Origin of the sequence: Paraburkholderia sp. Ac-20340, assembly GCF_017104965.1 — a bacterium.
Lineage (GTDB): Bacteria > Pseudomonadota > Gammaproteobacteria > Burkholderiales > Burkholderiaceae > Paraburkholderia.
Genome location: NZ_JAAGPR010000018.1, coordinates 43,405 through 60,101 on the forward strand (window position 1 = coordinate 43,405; position 16,697 = coordinate 60,101).

At 63.8% G+C, this 16,697-nt stretch carries 16 protein-coding genes and 1 tRNA gene; 9 read left to right on the top strand and 8 right to left on the bottom strand.

Annotation, left to right across the window (positions count from 1 at the left end; genetic code table 11):
* The first annotated feature begins 525 nt into the window (after window positions 1-525).
* From G3N59_RS21510 to G3N59_RS21530, 5 genes are all read left to right on the top strand, one after another.
* On the top strand, window positions 526-1,074 hold the full coding sequence (locus G3N59_RS21510) for a hypothetical protein (protein WP_205984650.1): 549 nt from the start codon (window positions 526-528) through the stop codon (window positions 1,072-1,074).
* A gap of 210 nt (window positions 1,075-1,284) precedes the next feature.
* Complete coding sequence (locus G3N59_RS21515; RefSeq protein WP_205984651.1) at window positions 1,285-2,235, top strand: branched-chain amino acid ABC transporter permease; 951 nt, start codon at window positions 1,285-1,287, stop codon at window positions 2,233-2,235.
* Between the two features lie 16 nt (window positions 2,236-2,251).
* The gene (locus G3N59_RS21520; RefSeq protein ID WP_205984652.1) at window positions 2,252-3,421 is read left to right on the top strand and encodes an ABC transporter ATP-binding protein; all 1,170 of its coding nucleotides are present in this window, start codon (window positions 2,252-2,254) and stop codon (window positions 3,419-3,421) included.
* Between the two features lie 13 nt (window positions 3,422-3,434).
* On the top strand, window positions 3,435-4,211 hold the full coding sequence (locus G3N59_RS21525; protein WP_205984653.1) for an ABC transporter ATP-binding protein: 777 nt from the start codon (window positions 3,435-3,437) through the stop codon (window positions 4,209-4,211).
* Entirely contained in the window at window positions 4,211-4,927 is a 717-nt protein-coding gene (locus tag G3N59_RS21530) for an ABC transporter ATP-binding protein (protein WP_205984654.1), read from the top strand. The genes G3N59_RS21525 and G3N59_RS21530 overlap by 1 nt, the downstream gene beginning before the upstream one ends.
* Before the next feature lie 101 nt (window positions 4,928-5,028).
* On the opposite strand, the gene G3N59_RS21535 is transcribed toward G3N59_RS21530, so the two are convergent.
* The 3 genes from G3N59_RS21535 to G3N59_RS21545 form a co-directional block, all read right to left on the bottom strand.
* A complete protein-coding gene (locus tag G3N59_RS21535) occupies window positions 5,029-5,505 on the bottom strand; it encodes a GNAT family acetyltransferase (RefSeq protein ID WP_205984655.1) in 477 nt (158 codons plus the stop codon).
* Window positions 5,506-5,523: 18 nt separating this feature from the next.
* Window positions 5,524-6,708 carry an acetylornithine transaminase gene (locus G3N59_RS21540; protein WP_205984656.1) on the bottom strand — a complete coding sequence of 395 codons (1,185 nt, stop codon included), beginning with the start codon at window positions 6,706-6,708 and terminating at the stop codon, window positions 5,524-5,526.
* A 377-nt stretch (window positions 6,709-7,085) separates the two neighbouring features.
* Complete coding sequence (locus tag G3N59_RS21545) at window positions 7,086-8,117, bottom strand: CDP-6-deoxy-delta-3,4-glucoseen reductase (protein WP_205984657.1); 1,032 nt, start codon at window positions 8,115-8,117, stop codon at window positions 7,086-7,088.
* 116 nt (window positions 8,118-8,233) lie between these two features.
* Between G3N59_RS21545 and G3N59_RS21550 the strand changes: the two genes are divergently transcribed.
* Entirely contained in the window at window positions 8,234-9,292 is a 1,059-nt protein-coding gene (locus G3N59_RS21550) for an NAD-dependent epimerase/dehydratase family protein (RefSeq protein WP_205984658.1), read from the top strand.
* 34 nt (window positions 9,293-9,326) lie between these two features.
* Here the strand turns inward: G3N59_RS21550 and G3N59_RS21555 are convergent, their stop codons facing one another.
* Both G3N59_RS21555 and G3N59_RS21560 read right to left on the bottom strand, forming a co-directional pair.
* Window positions 9,327-9,515 carry a hypothetical protein gene (locus G3N59_RS21555; protein WP_205984659.1) on the bottom strand — a complete coding sequence of 63 codons (189 nt, stop codon included), beginning with the start codon at window positions 9,513-9,515 and terminating at the stop codon, window positions 9,327-9,329.
* 154 nt (window positions 9,516-9,669) lie between these two features.
* Window positions 9,670-10,377: a 16S rRNA pseudouridine(516) synthase gene (locus G3N59_RS21560; RefSeq protein ID WP_205984660.1), complete on the bottom strand. Its 708-nt coding sequence runs from the start codon at window positions 10,375-10,377 to the stop codon at window positions 9,670-9,672.
* A gap of 282 nt (window positions 10,378-10,659) precedes the next feature.
* On the opposite strand from G3N59_RS21560, the gene poxB reads away from it, so the two are divergent.
* Window positions 10,660-12,378, top strand: a complete 1,719-nt coding sequence (gene poxB / locus G3N59_RS21565) for a ubiquinone-dependent pyruvate dehydrogenase (RefSeq protein ID WP_205984661.1) — start codon at window positions 10,660-10,662, stop codon at window positions 12,376-12,378.
* Between the two features lie 186 nt (window positions 12,379-12,564).
* Here the strand turns inward: poxB and G3N59_RS21570 are convergent, their stop codons facing one another.
* From G3N59_RS21570 to hemN, 3 genes are all read right to left on the bottom strand, one after another.
* Window positions 12,565-13,545 carry a phosphatase PAP2 family protein gene (locus tag G3N59_RS21570; RefSeq protein WP_205984662.1) on the bottom strand — a complete coding sequence of 327 codons (981 nt, stop codon included), beginning with the start codon at window positions 13,543-13,545 and terminating at the stop codon, window positions 12,565-12,567.
* A gap of 299 nt (window positions 13,546-13,844) precedes the next feature.
* Window positions 13,845-13,929: transfer RNA gene (locus tag G3N59_RS21575), tRNA-Leu, on the bottom strand.
* A gap of 82 nt (window positions 13,930-14,011) precedes the next feature.
* Window positions 14,012-15,397, bottom strand: coding sequence for an oxygen-independent coproporphyrinogen III oxidase (gene hemN / locus G3N59_RS21580; RefSeq protein WP_205984663.1), 1,386 nt, complete (start codon window positions 15,395-15,397; stop codon window positions 14,012-14,014).
* A 273-nt stretch (window positions 15,398-15,670) separates the two neighbouring features.
* Between hemN and G3N59_RS21585 the strand changes: the two genes are divergently transcribed.
* Both G3N59_RS21585 and G3N59_RS21590 read left to right on the top strand, forming a co-directional pair.
* Complete coding sequence (locus G3N59_RS21585; RefSeq protein ID WP_205984664.1) at window positions 15,671-15,982, top strand: YkgJ family cysteine cluster protein; 312 nt, start codon at window positions 15,671-15,673, stop codon at window positions 15,980-15,982.
* 150 nt (window positions 15,983-16,132) lie between these two features.
* Window positions 16,133-16,648 (top strand): DUF1439 domain-containing protein, encoded by a 516-nt coding sequence (locus G3N59_RS21590; RefSeq protein ID WP_241023730.1) that lies wholly within the window; start codon window positions 16,133-16,135, stop codon window positions 16,646-16,648.
* The last annotated feature ends 49 nt before the right edge of the window (window positions 16,649-16,697 follow it).

Here is a 16,697-nt window from a genome sequence, read left to right on the forward strand (position 1 = left end):
GCTTTTTTATTGCCTGCGCACCAGGACGGCGAAGCGCTGGCCGTTCAATAAATGGGGCTCCATCGTCGGAAATGTGCGGTGAACCGCGTTGCTACACCCTGTTCGTATTAGTGTTTTCGCTATAGGGCAGGGTGGATTTTGGTGGTGTGACCCCGTTTAATGGGGCCATCGGAGTCCTGAATAATTCATCTGCACCAAAGCGGTGCTGTCACTCAATACCCATTTAAATGCTCGCCCTCAGACAGGCGATGCCCGCCCCATAAGGCGTAGCGGCGCACGCCCGCAACACTTGATGCGAATTGCGGCGAATTCTGGTGCAACTGATGCACGAAAATGCGGCGCAACCAAAGGTGCAACCTCTGACGGCTTCTTCTTTCAGGGAGTGGTTGCAATGCAGGAAAACCCTGTCGGTTCAACAATATTGCCGGCTGCATAATTGGAGTTACAATGCGCGCGTTCTGAGGGCCGGACATCCGTGCGAGGCCCACCAGACAAGCATTTCGGAAGGCGCAGGAGACCTGTTTAATGCAATTCGAGTTTGCTTTTGCCGCGTCGTCGGCACCTGCGGTTGCGCCACGCCTCGCGTGGTTCTCCTGTGGTGCCCGAACGGGCATGAGTGCGACATCGATGACCGTTGCGCTCCCGGAGGAAACCGATATGCGATCCGGAAACGACGATGACAACGGACGGAAGCGCCTTGGGGAAAGGCGCTTCAGCCACATGGGCCTGAAGCAGGGCCATGCTGCCGAGCCGACCGGAATCGCAATCGCCTCTGTAGTCATGAAAACTGGCACGCATGTTGCATACAGCAGCAGCGCCGCGAAACCCGCAAAAGTGGATTTCGTAACGGACCCAAAAGTTGTCGCCGATGTTGCCGTAAAAGGTGGCGCGGCTTCGACTCAAAATCTGTCAGCCGGTTTGCCCGCCGTACTGCGCGGCTCCACAGCGTCGCTTGACGCCGTGTCCGCAGGTGCAGTGGGCCGCCCGGGAAAGGGAGTCATGACGCATGGTGCAAACGTGGCTGGCCGCAAGGCTCGTAACGTGCGCGTCGCAGCGAATGTGACAGGTAGTTGAACCCGACGGCACCGAACCATCCGACGGTGCCGTTTTTGCATCCGCCCTGGCGAGCCTGCCGCTGCAACACAGCGGCAACGCGAACCGGAGGTGGCCAACCGTTACCGGTCTTTTACTTCAGTACCCGAGAGTGTCGTTGCGGTTCCGTAAAACATCGCCCACCGGCCGATGACAAGCGCGAATCCGGTCGCACGGGCAAAGGAGCATTAAATGGATATTTTCATCCAGCAGATCCTGAATGGGCTGGTGCTTGGCAGCATCTACGCCATCATCGCGCTGGGCTACACGATGGTGTACGGGATTCTGGGCATCATTAACTTCGCGCACGGCGACGTGCTGATGGTCGGCGCGATGGTTGCGCTGTCCGCGATCACGGTCCTCCAGAATCACTTCCCGGGCCTCGGGAACATCCCCACGCTATGTATCGCGCTGGTCATTGCCGCCGTGGTCTGTGCGTTCGTCGGGTACACGATCGAACGGATCGCTTACCGGCCGCTGCGCCGCGCGCCGCGTCTCGCACCGCTGATCACCGCCATCGGCGTGTCGATCCTGCTGCAGACGCTCGCGATGCTGATCTGGGGCCGCAATCCGCTGCCGTTCCCGCAGCTCATCTCGACCGATCCGCTCAACGTCATCAAGCCGACCGAAACCGGCGTGGGCGCGGTGATCTCGCCGACTGAAATCGTCATCATCATCGTCGCGTTCCTGGTCATGGCCGGCCTGCTGCTGCTCGTGCACAAGACCAAGCTCGGCCGTGCGATGCGTGCGATCGCCGAGAACCCGAACAACGCCTCGCTGATGGGCGTGAACCCGAACTTCGTGATTTCGGCCACCTTCATGATCGGCTCGGCGCTCGCGGCGCTGGCTGGCGTGATGATCGCCTCGGAATACGGCAACGCGCACTTCTACATGGGCTTCATCCCCGGTATGAAGGCGTTCACCGCAGCGGTGCTGGGCGGGATCGGCAACCTCGGCGGCGCGATGGTCGGCGGCGTGGTGCTCGGTCTGATCGAGCAGCTGGGTGCGGGCTACATCGGCAATCTGACCGGTGGGGTGTTCGGCAGTAACTATCAGGACGTCTTCGCATTCGTCGTGCTGATCGTCGTGCTCGTGTTCCGTCCGTCGGGGCTGCTGGGCGAACGTGTCGCGGACCGCGCATAAGAGGGGGTAGAACAACATGACTTCCATTCAACCGATCGAGCCGTCGACGACGCTCATCCCCGAAAAGAACATGACGAAGACGCTGACCGTGGGCATTCTCACGGCGGCTTTCGTGATCGCCCTGCCGATGGTGGTGGGCGCAACGGGCGGCAACTACTGGGTGCGCGTGCTGGACTTCGCGATGCTCTATGTGATGCTCGCGCTGGGCCTGAACGTGGTGGTGGGCTTCGCCGGTCTGCTGGACCTGGGCTATATCGCGTTCTACGCGGTGGGCGCCTACGTTGCCGCGCTGCTGTCCTCGCCGCACCTGACCTCGCAGTTCGAGTGGATCGCGCACATGTTCCCGAACGGCCTGCATGCGCCGTTCTGGGTCATCATTCCGTGCGCGATGGCGCTCGCGGCCTTGTTCGGCGTGCTGCTCGGCGCACCGACCTTGCGACTGCGCGGCGACTACCTCGCGATCGTGACGCTGGGCTTCGGGGAAATCGTTCGTATCTTCATGAACAACCTCGACCGTCCGGTGAACATCACCAACGGCCCGAAGGGCATCACGGGGATCGATCCGCTGACGGTGGCGGGCTTCAATCTCTCGCAGACGCACACCTTCTTCGGCTTCTCGTTCCCGTCGGTGTACATGTACTACTACGCGTTCGTGGTGTGCGCGCTGTTCGTGATCTGGGTCTGTACGCGTCTGCAGCATTCGCGTATCGGCCGCGCATGGGCCGCGATCCGCGAAGACGAAATCGCCGCCAAGGCGATGGGCATCAACACGCGTAACGTCAAGCTGCTGGCCTTCGCCATGGGCGCATCGTTCGGCGGTCTGTCGGGCGCGATGTTCGGTTCGTTCCAGGGCTTCGTGTCGCCGGAATCGTTCACGTTCTGGGAATCGGTCGTGGTGCTGGCCTGCGTGGTGCTCGGCGGTATGGGCCACATTCCGGGCGTGATTCTGGGCGCCGTGCTGCTCGCCATCTTCCCCGAGTTCCTGCGCTCGACCATGGGTCCGCTGCAGAACGCCATCTTCGGTCACGAGATCGTCGATACGGAAGTCATTCGCCAGCTGCTCTACGGTCTCGCCATGGTCGTGATCATGCTGTACCGCTCGGAAGGCCTCTGGCCCGCGCCGAAGCACGAAGACAAGATCGCGAAGATCGCCAAACGCGGCAGCAAGAAGCCGGTGCGCGCTTAAGGGGGCCACACATATGAGCAACAAGCAAATCCGCCTCTCCGTGAGCGGCGTGAACAAGCGCTTCGGCGGCCTGCAGGCGCTGTCCGATGTGGGCCTGCAGATCGAGGAAGGCACCATTTACGGCCTGATCGGCCCGAACGGCGCCGGCAAGACCACGTTCTTCAACGTGATCACGGGTCTCTACACGCCGGATTCGGGCGAGTTCAAGCTCGACGGCACGGCCTATACGCCGACCGCCGTGTACCAGGTCGCGAAAGCCGGTATCGCGCGCACCTTCCAGAACATCCGTCTGTTCGGCGGCATGACGGCGCTCGAAAACGTGATGGTCGGCCGTCACGTGCGGACGAAGCACGGCCTGCTGGGCGCGGTGTTCCAGACGCCTTCGGAGCGCAAGGAAGAGCGCGAGATCAAGGAACGCGCGCTCGAACTGCTCGAATACGTGGGCATCGCGCAGTACGCGGACTACACCTCGCGCAATCTCTCGTACGGCCACCAGCGCCGTCTGGAAATCGCGCGCGCGCTGGCCACCGACCCGAAGCTGCTCGCGCTCGACGAGCCGGCGGCCGGCATGAACGCGACCGAGAAGGTCGAACTCACGCGCCTGCTCGACAAGATCCGCGCCGATGACAAGACCATCCTGCTGATCGAGCACGACGTGAAACTGGTGATGGGCCTGTGCAACCGCATGACAGTGCTCGACTATGGCAAGGTGATCGCCGAAGGTCTGCCGCAGGACGTGCAGAAGGACCCGAAGGTTATCGAAGCATATCTGGGCGCGGGAGTTCACTGATGTCTACACCGATGTTGAAAATCAAGGGCCTGCAGGTCAATTACGGCGGCATCCAGGCAGTGAAGGGCGTGGACATGGAGGTCCAGCAGGGCGAACTCGTCACGCTGATCGGCGCGAACGGCGCCGGCAAGACCACCACCATGAAGGCCATCACGGGCCTGAAGGCTTACTCGGCGGGCGATATCGAGTACATGGGCAAGTCGATCAAGGGCATCCCCGCGCACGAGCTGCTGAAGAAGGGCCTGGCGATGGTGCCGGAAGGCCGCGGCATCTTCGCGCGCATGTCGATCGTCGAAAACATGCAGATGGGCGCGTATCTGCGCAACGACAAGGACGGCATCCAGAAGGACGTCGATCGCATGTTCGGCTTCTTCCCGCGCCTGAAGGAACGCGCCACGCAGCTCGCAGGCACGCTCTCGGGCGGCGAGCAGCAGATGCTGGCGATGTCGCGCGCGATCATCAGCCGTCCGAAGCTGCTGTTGCTGGACGAGCCGTCGATGGGTCTCTCGCCGATCATGGTCGAGAAGATCTTCGAAGTGGTGCGCACGATTTCGAGCGAAGGCATCACCGTGCTGCTGGTCGAGCAGAACGCACGTCTGGCGCTGCAGGCGGCCAATCGCGGCTACGTGATGGACTCCGGTCTCGTCACGATGGAAGGCGACGCGAAGCAGATGCTCGACGATCCGAAGGTGCGGGCTGCGTATCTGGGTGAATGATCTGAAACGGTCTTTCTGACCCGAGCGCCAGAAGTACAAAAGCCGCATGAGCGTAATGCTCATGCGGCTTTTTTATCGCGTGCGTACTACAGACGCTTGCCTCAGGCGATCGCTTCGGGCTCCTGCACGCCCAGCCGTTTGCCCAGACTCACGACGGCATCGGCCCGATAACCGAGCGCGTCATAGAACGCGATCACTTCGGGCTTGTCGCTGAGCACCTGGAGATTGAGCTTGAGGCAGCCCATCGCCGCCAGCGCGTTTTCGGCATGGCGCACCAGCCGTGTGCCGATGCCCAGACGCCGCGCCTGCGGCGCCACGGCCAGCGAGTAGAGCCAGCCGCGATGTCCGTCGTAACCCGCCATCGCCGTGCCGACCACCGCATCGTTGTCATCGACCGCGACGAAAAACAGCTCCGGCTGCGTGCCGAGCTTGTTCGCAATCGACAGACGCGGATTGCGATGCGGCCGGCTCGCGTCGTTGTACTCCGGGAAAGCCAGCAGCCAGAGCGCGAGCACGGCGTCGGTATCGGCCGGATCGAACGCGCGGATCGTCATGGACGTCATCGGCGTGGCGGACATCGCGTGGATTTCCCTGGCTTACAGCGAATCGAGGATGTTGCGCAGCATCGCCATCATCTGGTCGATTTCCTCGTTCGTGACGTTGAGCGCCGGCATGAAGCGCAGCAGGTTCGGGCGCGCCGCGTTGAGCAGCAGGCCGTCCGGCTGCATGACGCGCGCCTTTTCGACGATTTCCGGGCCGATGTCCTTGCCGAGCATCAGCGCGCGCAGCAGACCTTCGCCGCGCTCGCCCTGGAAGCCGCGTTCGGCCGACAGTTCGAGCAGCTTTTCGCGCAGGTATTCGCCGCGGGCGCGCACGCCTTCGAGGAAGCCCGGCGCGACCAGTTGCGAGATCACCGAGTAGCCGACCGCCGTCATCAGCGGATTGCCGTTGTAGGTGCCGCCCTGATCGCCCGCTTCGAACACGCAGACTTCCTTCTTCGCGCACAGCGCCGCGAGCGGCACGCCGCCGCCGATGCCCTTGCCGAGCGTCATGATGTCCGGCTCGATGCCCGAGAGTTCGTAGGCGAACAGGGTGCCCGCACGGCCGCAGCCGGTCTGCACTTCATCGACGATCAGCAGGATGCCGTGCTTCTTCGTGAGCGCGCGCAGTTCCTGCATGAATTCGCGCGTGGCGGGAATCACGCCGCCTTCGCCCTGGATCGGCTCGAGCATCACGGCAACGGTCTTGCCGGTGATGAGCTTTTCGACCGAAGCGATGTCGTTCAGATCGGCCTTCGGGAAGCCCGGCACTTGCGGTGCGTAGATCGTGTCCCAGCCCGGCTTGCCGCTCGCCGACATCGTCGCGATCGTGCGGCCGTGGAAGCTGTGGTCGAACGTGATGATCTCGAACGCGCCGTCGCGATGCTTCTTGCCCCACTTGCGGGCGAGCTTGATCGCGCCTTCGTTGGCTTCGGCGCCGCTGTTGGCGAAGAACACCTTGTCGAAGCAGCTATGTTCGGTGAGCAGACCGGCGAGCTTCGCCATCGGCTCGTTGTAGAACGCCGGCGACGGGTTGATGATCAGGCGCGCCTGCTTTTCGAGCGCTTCGATCATGCCTTCGTTGCCGTGACCCAGGCTGTTGACGGCCCAGCCCTGGATGAAGTCGAGGTAGCGCTTGCCTTCGTTGTCGTAGAGCCACGACCCCTTGCCATGCGTGAAAACGATTTCGGGCCGGTTGGTGATGTACATCAGCGACTCGATCGGGTACTCGGAAAAATTCATGGCAACGGGCTCCGCGGTGAGGCTGCAGTTGAGGCTGCAAAAAGGGGTGGATAACGATACGGCAGAAAAACAAAAAGCCACGGGCTGGCCGTGGCTTTCGTGATTCGAACTTCCTGTGCGCTGTGGGGATGAAACCCTTTGCAACGCGCGTCCGCGACTAAGCCAGGCCCTAAAGATGGGGCGAGCGGCGACGTCGGAGTTCGGACAGGATGCGGTTCATGGGCGCAAGAATACGACAAGCGGATCGGCGATGTAAACCGTCAATGTGCTGCGCGGCGAAGAAATTTTCGTGACGGCGGGGCGCGGCGGCTGGTTATTGCGGGGTATTGCCGGTTATGGCGGGGCATTGCGCGCGCAACGACCCGCCTCGCCGTGTCTTAAACCGGATTCGCCAGATCGGCGGCGCTCGTGAACGAGTCCGCGTAGAACTCGTCTTCGGGCAGGCCGTGATGCTGCGTGAAATCGCGCTGGGCCGACTCCACCATCACCGGCGCGCCGCATGCGTAGACCTGATAACCCGACAGATCGGGCAGATCCTCGATCACCGCGCGATGCACGAAGCCCGTGCGGCCGCTCCAGGCGTCGTCGTCGGCGGGCTCGGAGAGCACCGGCACGAAGCGGAAGTTCGGGATCTCCTTCGCCCATTGTTCGGCGAGTTCCATCAGGTACAGATCCTTCTTCTGGCGCGCGCCCCAGTAGAGCGTCATCGGGCGGTCGAGCTTCTTGTGGACCGCATGCTCGACGATCGCCTTGAGCGGCGCGAAACCGGTGCCCGACGCCAGCAGCACGATGGGTTTAGCCGAATCTTCGCGCAGGAAGAAGGTGCCGAGCGGCGCCTCGAAGCGCAGGATGTCGCGCTCCTTCATCTGCGTGAAGACGTGATCGGTGAACTTGCCGCCCGGCATGTGGCGGATGTGCAATTCGAGCGGACCTTCCTCGTGCGGGGCGCTGGCCATCGAGTAGCAGCGGCGCGTGCCGTCCTTGAGGATGAATTCGAGGTACTGGCCGGCGAGGTACTGCAGACGCTCGTTGGCGGGCAGTTGCAGCTTGAGGACGACGACGTCGTTGGCGCGGCGCTCGATCGCGGCGATGCGGGTGGGCAGCTTGCGCACCTGCATGTCGCCGACACCGGCGACTTCGCGGATGTCGACTTCGAGGTCGGTCTGCGCCGTCGCGCAGCACAGCAGTGCCATGCCGCGGGTTTTTTCGTCGTTCGACAATGCCGATGCCGCGTGCGCGCGCTGCTCGACTTCGCCGCTACAGATCGAGCCCTTGCACGAGCCGCAGGCGCCGTTCTTGCAGCCGTAGGGAATGCCGACGCCCTGGCGCAGCGCCGCGTTCAGGACGGTTTCGTCGGGTTCGACCTGGAATTGCCGGCCGCTTTGCTTAAGCGTTACGTTGAAAGCCATATTCGAAAAAACGTGAGTCTGTGATTCGGGGTGAACCGGCTTGGGGCCGGTTCGGGCCGTCGCCGGTAGGGGCTCTGCAGGTCGCGGGCGTCATCGGCCGCTAAAATGGGTCCATTATGATTGCCACACGAACCTTGCGCCGTGCGCGCATCCTTATCGTCGGTTGCGGCGACGTCGGCCTGCGCTGTGTCGCGCAGTTGCAGGCGCGCCGCGCCAAACCGCGCGTATTCGCGCTGACGCGCCGCCCGGAACGCGTCGATCTGCTGCGTGCCGCAGGCGCCGTGCCGGTAACCGGCGACCTCGACCAGCGCGCGCGCATCAAGCGTCTCGCGGGTCTGGCCAATACCGTGCTGCATCTCGCGCCGCCGCAGAAAGACGGCAACGACGATCTGCGTACCCGCCGTCTGATCGCCGCGCTCAAGACGCGCCGCAGTGGCGCTTCGCGCGTGCGGGCAGGGGGCATATCCAGCCGTCTGATGCGCCCGGCATTGCGCCCTGATCTGACGCCAAAACCCTTCGCGAAAACCTCCGCTATTGTACCCGAGCGCACCTGGCGAGCCCGGCCCGCCCACAGCGCCGCGCCGGGTCGTCCGACGCTCGTGTACGCCAGCACGACGGGCGTCTACGGCGATTGCGGCGGCGCGCGCATCGACGAAACGCGCACGCCGCGTCCCGCCAACGTGCGCGCAAAACGCCGCGTGGCCGCCGAGCGTCAACTGCGCCGCGCCACCGCGCGCGGCGCGCTCAAGGCAACCATCGCCCGCATCCCCGGCATCTACGCGGCCAGCCGCCTGCCGCTTGCGCGGCTGGAAAAGGGCACGCCCGCGCTTGCGGCCAGCGACGACGTCTACACGAGCCACATCCACGCCGACGATCTCGCCGCCATTCTGCTGCGCATGGCCACGCACGGCCGGGCCGCGCGCATCGTGCACGCAAGCGACGACAGCGAACTGAAGATGGGGGAGTATTTCGACCACGTGGCGGATGCCTTCGGCCTGAACCGCGCGCCGCGCGTGAGCCGCGACATCGCCGAGCGCGAACTCGACCCGGTGCTGCTCTCGTTCATGCGGGAATCGCGCCGGCTCGACAATACGCGGCTCAAGCGCGAATTGCGCGTGAGCCTGCGTTACCCGGATGTGGATGCGTTTTTGCGCACGCTGCCGCCGCGCCCGTAAGCCCGGGCGGGCGGCGCGGCGCAAAGCGTGCCGTTCACGTGATTGCCGGCAGCGCCTCGATAAGGAGGAAGCACAACAGCGCCCCGATGAGTGCGCCGATCAGGTTCGGATGGTATTGATGCCGAAAATGCATCGAGGCCAGCAGGCCGCCGATCAGAATCACCCCTAGACCCATGAAAGCCATCAGCACGAATGGGATCTCGAATGTGCCGTTGATGTCCATGATGCCCCTCCTTGAAACTTGTAATCGTTGTTTAAACGAGTATAGGGCGGAACGTCAGGCAGGGCATGCTGCGGCGCGGCATAAAAAGGGCGCATTCATGCGTTGAATCGGGCGCCGGCCCGGCGGGACAAGCCCGCGCGCGATGCGTGGTGGTTTACCCCGTGTTGCGCAGCGCGTCGAGGGCGGCCGCGTCGAGCCACTTCCACTGGCCCGGTTCGAGGTCCGCCGGCAGCGAATATCCGCCGATGCGCTCGCGATGCAGCGCTTCCACGCGATTGCCCGCCGCCGCGACCATGCGTTTGACCTGGTGATATTTCCCTTCGAGCACGCTCAGCTCAAGTTCGTGCTCGCCGCGTGCATTCGCCGCGAGCGCCACGCTCGGCGCGCGTTCGCCGTGCAGCAGGACGCCTTCGCGCAGCGCCTGCAACTGCGTATCGTCGATGGCGTGGCGCGTGGTCGCCACGTAGATCTTCGGCACCTTGCGTTTGGGCGAGGTGAACGCGTGGACGAACTGGCCGTCGTCGGAGAGCAGCAGCAGGCCGGTGGTGTCCTGATCGAGCCGGCCGACGCACTGCACGTTGCGCTCGGCGAACTGCGGCGGCAGCAGATGAAACACGCTCAGATGATGCTGCGGATCGCGCGAGCACTCGTAGCCCGCAGGCTTGTTGAGCACCACGTAAGCGCGCTCGTGAAACGGCCAGGACGCGCCGTCGACGCTGAACACGAGAGCGGCGGTGTCGAAATCGGCGTGCGGATCGGTGCAGGTGTCGCCTGCGACGGCAACGCGCGCATCGGCGATCAGCCCGCGGCACTGGCGGCGCGTGCCGAAGCCTTGCGAGAAAAGAATACTTTCGAGATTCATGGCGGAACGCCGATGGCGTGAAAACCGCAGCATTTTAGCGAACCGCGTCGCGGCAGGCGTACGACGGCCTGGCCCGCTTGACGATCGGCTTGCTGTTTCCATCCATTCTCGTTGCGGTTAAGCGCTGTTCGCGACGTGTTTCGCGAGGATGGCGTAACGTAACGCGATGCAGCGGCGATGGACTGTGTTCGGTGCCGCTCGCTTCCCCTTTCATCGCGCGCAGCGTCGCGTGCCGCCGCCATGCGGTGCGCGCTGCGCCTGACCGCTTACGTGGAGGACAGCATGGCGAAGACGATCGCGGATTTTCTGGCGAAAACGCTCGAAGCAGTGGGTGTCGAACGCATCTGGGGCGTGACGGGCGATAGCCTGAATGGGCTATCGGCGAGCCTGCGCAAGCTCGGCACCATTCGCTGGATGCATACGCGTCACGAGGAAGTGGCGGCCTTCGCGGCCGGTGCGGAAGCCGCGGCGACCGGCCGGCTCGCCGTCTGCGCGGGCAGTTGCGGCCCGGGCAACCTGCACCTGATCAACGGTCTCTACGATTGCCATCGCAATCACTCGCCGGTGCTGGCGATTGCCGCGCATATTCCGTCGACGGAAATCGGCCTCGGTTATTTTCAGGAAACGCATCCGACCGAACTGTTTCGCGAATGCGCGCACTACGTCGAACTGGTGACGAACGCCGCGCAGTTTCCGCGCGTGCTGGCCACGGCGCTGCGCACGGCGATCGACCAGAAGGGCGTGGCGGTGATCGTGCTGCCCGGCGACGTCGCGCTGCTCGACGCGCCCGACGAAGAGCCGGCGTGGGCGCAGGCCGCGCGACCCGCGACGCTGCCGGCGGCCGCGGACCTCGACCGGCTGGCGGACCTGCTCAACCAGTCGAAGGCCGTGACGCTTCTGTGCGGCAGCGGCTGCAAGGGCGCACACGACGAAGTGGTGGCATTCGCCGACACGCTCGGCGCGCCGACCGTGCATGCGCTGCGCGGCAAGCAATACGTCGAATGGGATAACCCGTTCGACGTGGGCATGACGGGGCTGATCGGCTTCAGTTCGGGCTATCACGCGATGATGTCGTGCGACACGCTGGTGATGCTCGGCACGGATTTTCCGTATCGCAATTTTTATCCCGATCACGCGAACATCGTGCAGATCGATCGCGATGCGGCGGCGCTCGGCAAGCGTGCGCCGCTCGCGCTCGGCCTGATCGGCGACGTGCGCGAAACCTTGCGCGCGCTCGCGCCCAAACTCACGCGCAAGACCGATCGCCAGTTCATCATGCACGCGCGCGGGCACTACGCCGAGGCGCGCAAGGGACTCGACGATCTCGCACGCCCGGCGCCGGCGGGCAAGCCGCTGCATCCGCAATATGTGACGGCGCGCCTCGACGCGCTGGCCGCCGACGACGCGATTTTTGCCGTCGATGTCGGCACGCCCACGCTCTGGGCCGCGCGCTATCTGACGATGAACGGGCGGCGGCGTCTGCATGGCTCGTTCAACCACGGCTCGATGGCCAATGCGATGCCGCAGGCGCTCGGCGCGCAGGCTGCGCACGTGGGGCGGCAGGTGATTTCGCTATCGGGAGACGGCGGCCTTTCCATGTTGCTCGGCGACATTCTCACCGCGCGCCAGCTCGATCTGCCGATCAAGATCGTCGTCCTGAATAACGGTTCGCTCGGTTTCGTGGCGATGGAGATGAAGGCGGGCGGCTACGTGGAAACCGGCACCGATCTCGCTGCGACCAATTTCGCGGATATCGCCAAGGGCGCGGGGCTATTCAGCGTGCGGGTGGAGACCTCCGAGGAACTGGACGATGCGCTGCGCGAAGCGTTCGCGCATCCGGGGCCGGCGCTCGTGGACGTGGTCACCGCGAAGCACGAACTGGCGATGCCGCCGAAGCTGCAATGGGCGCAGGCGAAGGGCTTCAGCCTGTATATGCTGCGCGCCGTGCTGAGCGGCCGCGGCGACGAAGTGGTGGAACTCGCGGAGACGAATTTGCGCTGACTCAGCCGCGCGCCTGGATGGGCAGAGAGTAGGAAGGACAAAGCCTCGCGAATGCGGGGCTTTGTACGTGGGTTTGCTGGAAAGCAAAGGCTGGTGGCCCGGTTGACAGCAAAGGTCCTCGTCTGCGGGAGAGGACGCCATCGTGCCTTAGGGCACTTGCCGGAAGGGCGGCGACGCAACGCAACGTTACGATGAGCGCCGCCGCTGCTGATAAATTCGCCAACGGCGTAATGCAGCGATGAGCAGCGTTGCGAGCAGGACGCCCGCAATAATATCGACGAGATAGTGCGCGCCAACCGTGATCGCCGAATAGATCATGACGGCGTTGAGCACCGCAGAAATCGGGAAGAGCCAACGAAGGTGCCGCAGCGCGTAGACAAACAGCACCGCGTTGGCCGCGTGCAGCGAAGGCATCGAGATAAGCCCCTGCTCGATGTCGAGATCGAAAACCCTCATCGCGCCTTCGCGCAGCGCGTAGAACTGCGACCAGGGCGAATCCGCAGGCGTGCGATAGACACCAAAATGGATGAGCGGGTTCGACGCCGGGAATGGCGCAGAGATCAGGATTGCGGCAACGACGCTCACCATGAACAACAATACAAAGTCAGCGAGATCGTCGGTTCGCTTCGCCACGCCCAGCGCAATGATCGTGAACGTCACCTGAACGGTGTACGTCACATAAACAAAGCCAAGCGCGAAATTCAGGTCATGGTGTTTTAGCTGCCACGCAAAGAGATCCGGCCAGTGGAAACCGAGTGCGGCGTCGAGTGCGATCAGCTGGCTGTCGATCACAGGCGGGGCGAGCGCAACACAGAGGTTTTGCAGGATGATGGCGGCCTGGGTGAACAGCAGCATGACCGCGAATCCGTTGACCAGCGCGCAGCCATGGCGAATATGTCTGCTCGCCGCCAGTCGCGAATAGCGCGGCATGCGGGCGATGCCGCGGAGGATCAGCACTGAAACTGCAAGCATCAACGGCGGCCACGTATTGCGTGCGAACGAAGCGGATGTGACAGCGAATCCGGCGCGCTGCATCCAGACATAATCGACGGCTGCGACGCCAGCGGCAATGGCCCAGGCGGCGAAATTCAGTCGCGCGGATGCAGACGACGGATTGCCATCTTCATAGACTGCGATCGCGCGCTCGGAGATGCCGGTTTCGCTCACTCGTCCCCCGTCGTTCACAGCGCCGGTCGCGCTGCGCGAACTCTCACGGTTTTTTCTTGCTCGAATGGCGCGACGCGTGCCGGTCCGGCCATCCCCTCGCAATGCTTTCAGTTATCAAACGACATTATTTCGCCGTCATCGATTCGTCAACTATCGATATCGATAAAAAGCGCGCGAGAGATGGTTGGTGGGCGGGGTTGTGCGAGTTCACGAACAACGGACGCAGAAAAGAAAAAACCCGCGAAGCATGAAGCTTTCGCGGGTTTCAATCTTTCGCCAGACTTTGCCGGAATATTCTTTGGTGCCTCGGGCCGGAATCGAACCGGCACTCCTTTCGGAACCGGATTTTGAGTCCGGCGCGTCTACCAATTTCACCACCGAGGCAGCTCTCGCAACCCGTCAGATAAATGGGCGCTCGAAGTAGCCGTAAATTATGACGTAAAACCGCAGCCTCGGCAAGCCGTGCTCAGACGGTGCGCGAAAAGCGCTCGGCCTGCTGCGTGCCGAGGTAGCGGTCGAACACCATTGCGATGTTGCGCACGAACATGCGCCCGGCGGGCAGCACTTCCAGCCGGTTGGGGCTGCGCGCGACCAGCCCGTCGGCTTCGAAGGCGCGCAGGCGCTCGAGCTCGGGCGCGAACGTCGTCAGAAAGCGCACGCCATAAGCGGCCTCGAACTCGTCGAAGCGCAATTCGAGATTGCACATCAGCTCGGTGATGATGTCGCGGCGCAGGCGGTCGTCGGCGGTGAGGCGCACGCCGCGCGAGATCGCCAGCCGCCCGGCGTCGATGGCCGCGCCGTAACCCGGCAGATCCTTCGCGTTTTGCGCATAGACATCGCCGACCTTGCCGATCGACGACGCACCGAAGCCAATCAGATCGCAATCCGCGCGCGTGCTGTAGCCCTGGAAATTGCGATGCAGCGTGCGTTGCTGCTGGGCGCGCGCGAGTTCGTCGGTGGGCAGCGCGAAGTGATCCATGCCGATGTACACATAGCCGGCGTCGGTCAACTGCTCGACCACGAGTTGCAGCAGCGCAAGCCGCGTGGCGGGCGTGGGCAGCGCGCTGGAATCGATATGGCGTTGCATCTTGAAAATCTGCGGCATGTGCGCGTATCCGAACACCGAAATGCGCTCGGGCGCGAGCAGCAGCATGGTGTCGAGCGTGCGCCGGAAACTGGTCACGTTCTGATGCGGCAAGCCGTAGATCAGATCGACGCTGATCGATTCGAAGCCTTGTTCGCGCGCGGCGTTCATCACATCGACGGTCATTTCCAGCGGCTGCACGCGGTTGACGGCGTGCTGCACGACCGGATCGAAATCCTGCACGCCCAGACTGAGCCGGTTAAAGCCGAGGCCGCGCAGATGCGCGATCGTCTCGGCCGAGGCCTCGCGCGGGTCGATTTCGATCGAGTACTCGCCCTGGTCGCCGGGCAGCAGCGCGAAGTGTTCGCGCGTGGCCGCCATCAGCGTGCTCATTTCGTCGAGCGAGAGGAAGGTGGGCGTGCCGCCGCCCCAGTGCAACTGCGACACCGGGCGTTTCGTGTCGAACAGCGCCGCCTGCAATTCCATTTCGCGCACGAGTTGCTTCACGTAAGGTTTCGCGCGCCCGCGGTTTTTTGTCGCGATCTTGTTGCAGCCGCAATAGAAGCAGACGGTGTCGCAGAACGGAATGTGGAAGTAGAGCGAGAGGTCGGTGTCGGCGGCGCCGGCGTCGCCGGCTGCGCGGCGGTAGTGGTCGAGGTCGAAATCGTCGCGGAACTGCAGGGCGGTCGGATAGGACGTATACCGTGGGCCGTTGGTGCCGTATCTGGCGAGCAGGTCGGGGCGGAAGAGGAGATCGGCGTCGCTCATGCGGGGCTCTCTGGGATGGGGCGCGGGCGGCGTCGCGGTACGCATCGCAATCGCATCACTTCGCATCGTGAGAGCGGGCGTGGCAGGCGGCTCCGACAGCGCCGGATAAACCCAGTGTAAGAGGCCGATGGGCCGCACCGTTTGTGTAAAAAGGTCGCAGCGGGGGCCGTGCAGCGCGAAATGGCACAATGCGGGGTGACTGGCGCCGCGCCTCCTTCGCGTTGCCGCGCGCCCTGTTTTGAATCCGTAACAGTCCCGTTTCAGGAAGCCGATGTGAGTGCCGTTTCCCCCTCCAGCGCCTCTGCGCACGCCTGCCGTCCCGGTTGCGGCGCGTGCTGTATCGCGCCCTCCATCAGCTCGCCGATCCCCGGCATGCCGAACGGCAAGCCCGCCGGCGTGCGCTGCGCACAGCTCGGCGACGACCTGCAGTGCAAAATATTCGGCTCGCCGTTGCGGCCGGCCTGCTGCTCGGGCCTGCAGCCGCAGGCAGACATGTGCGGCGAAACGCGCGAAGCGGCGCTGCTTTGGCTCGACCGGCTCGAAGCCGCCACGCAGCCTGTGCTGAAAACGCCGCTTGCGCACTAGACGCGCCTCACCGTATCCCGCTGTTCTTCAAGGAGATTTCGCATGATCCGACGCGCGCCGCGCGCCCCCCAGATCTCGCGCAGCCCCGATGCGCCCCGCGCCACGCGGCGCGCTTTCCTGCTCTCGGCCTGCGCTGCGGCGGGCGCGGCCATGTCGCTCGGCGCGTGCGCGACGGGCACGTTTCCGTTCATCCCCGATCACTACACCTTCTCGCAGCAGCAGGTGCAGGACGCGGTGCAGTGCAAATTCCCGTATCACCGCTCGGTGCAGCAGTTGTTCGAAGTCGCGCTGGCGAATCCCGTCGTCACCTTGCTGCCGGATCGCAACCGCGTGGCCGTGCATGTCGATGCGCACCTCGAAAGTCCGCTCATGCAGCAGCCTGTGAATGGCGCATTCACGCTGTCGAGCGAGCTGGCCTACGATGCCGCGAGCCGTTCGGTCGTGCTGCGCTCGCCGAGCGTCGATAGCGTCGATATGTCGGGCAATGCCGCCGCCTACGCCCAGCAGGTCAACGCCGTGGCCGCGCTGGCCGCCACGCAGTTGCTGACCAACTATCCCGTCTATACCTTCAAGCCCGATCAGCTTCAGTTTGCCGGTGTGAATTACGAACCCGGTACAATCACCATCCTTACAAACGGCATACGCGTGCAGATCGTCGAGAAATAGCGACATCGGCCAGGTCAGGCCCGGCACGCGCGGCGCCACTTCAGCAAGG

Excerpts from the sequence above, each read along its gene's own strand:
- G3N59_RS21510 (WP_205984650.1), top strand. The coding sequence starts at position 526 with ATGCAATTCGAGTTTGCTTTTGCCGCGTCGTCGGCACCTGCGGTTGCG.
- G3N59_RS21515 (WP_205984651.1), top strand. The coding sequence starts at position 1,285 with ATGGATATTTTCATCCAGCAGATCCTGAATGGGCTGGTGCTTGGCAGC.
- G3N59_RS21520 (WP_205984652.1), top strand. The coding sequence starts at position 2,252 with ATGACTTCCATTCAACCGATCGAGCCGTCGACGACGCTCATCCCCGAA.
- G3N59_RS21525 (WP_205984653.1), top strand. The coding sequence starts at position 3,435 with ATGAGCAACAAGCAAATCCGCCTCTCCGTGAGCGGCGTGAACAAGCGC.
- G3N59_RS21530 (WP_205984654.1), top strand. The coding sequence starts at position 4,211 with ATGTCTACACCGATGTTGAAAATCAAGGGCCTGCAGGTCAATTACGGC.
- G3N59_RS21535 (WP_205984655.1), bottom strand. The coding sequence starts at position 5,505 with ATGTCCGCCACGCCGATGACGTCCATGACGATCCGCGCGTTCGATCCG.
- G3N59_RS21540 (WP_205984656.1), bottom strand. The coding sequence starts at position 6,708 with ATGAATTTTTCCGAGTACCCGATCGAGTCGCTGATGTACATCACCAAC.
- G3N59_RS21545 (WP_205984657.1), bottom strand. The coding sequence starts at position 8,117 with ATGGCTTTCAACGTAACGCTTAAGCAAAGCGGCCGGCAATTCCAGGTC.
- G3N59_RS21550 (WP_205984658.1), top strand. The coding sequence starts at position 8,234 with ATGATTGCCACACGAACCTTGCGCCGTGCGCGCATCCTTATCGTCGGT.
- G3N59_RS21555 (WP_205984659.1), bottom strand. The coding sequence starts at position 9,515 with ATGGACATCAACGGCACATTCGAGATCCCATTCGTGCTGATGGCTTTC.
- G3N59_RS21560 (WP_205984660.1), bottom strand. The coding sequence starts at position 10,377 with ATGAATCTCGAAAGTATTCTTTTCTCGCAAGGCTTCGGCACGCGCCGC.
- poxB (WP_205984661.1), top strand. The coding sequence starts at position 10,660 with ATGGCGAAGACGATCGCGGATTTTCTGGCGAAAACGCTCGAAGCAGTG.
- hemN (WP_205984663.1), bottom strand. The coding sequence starts at position 15,397 with ATGAGCGACGCCGATCTCCTCTTCCGCCCCGACCTGCTCGCCAGATAC.
- G3N59_RS21590 (WP_241023730.1), top strand. The coding sequence starts at position 16,133 with ATGTCGCTCGGCGCGTGCGCGACGGGCACGTTTCCGTTCATCCCCGAT.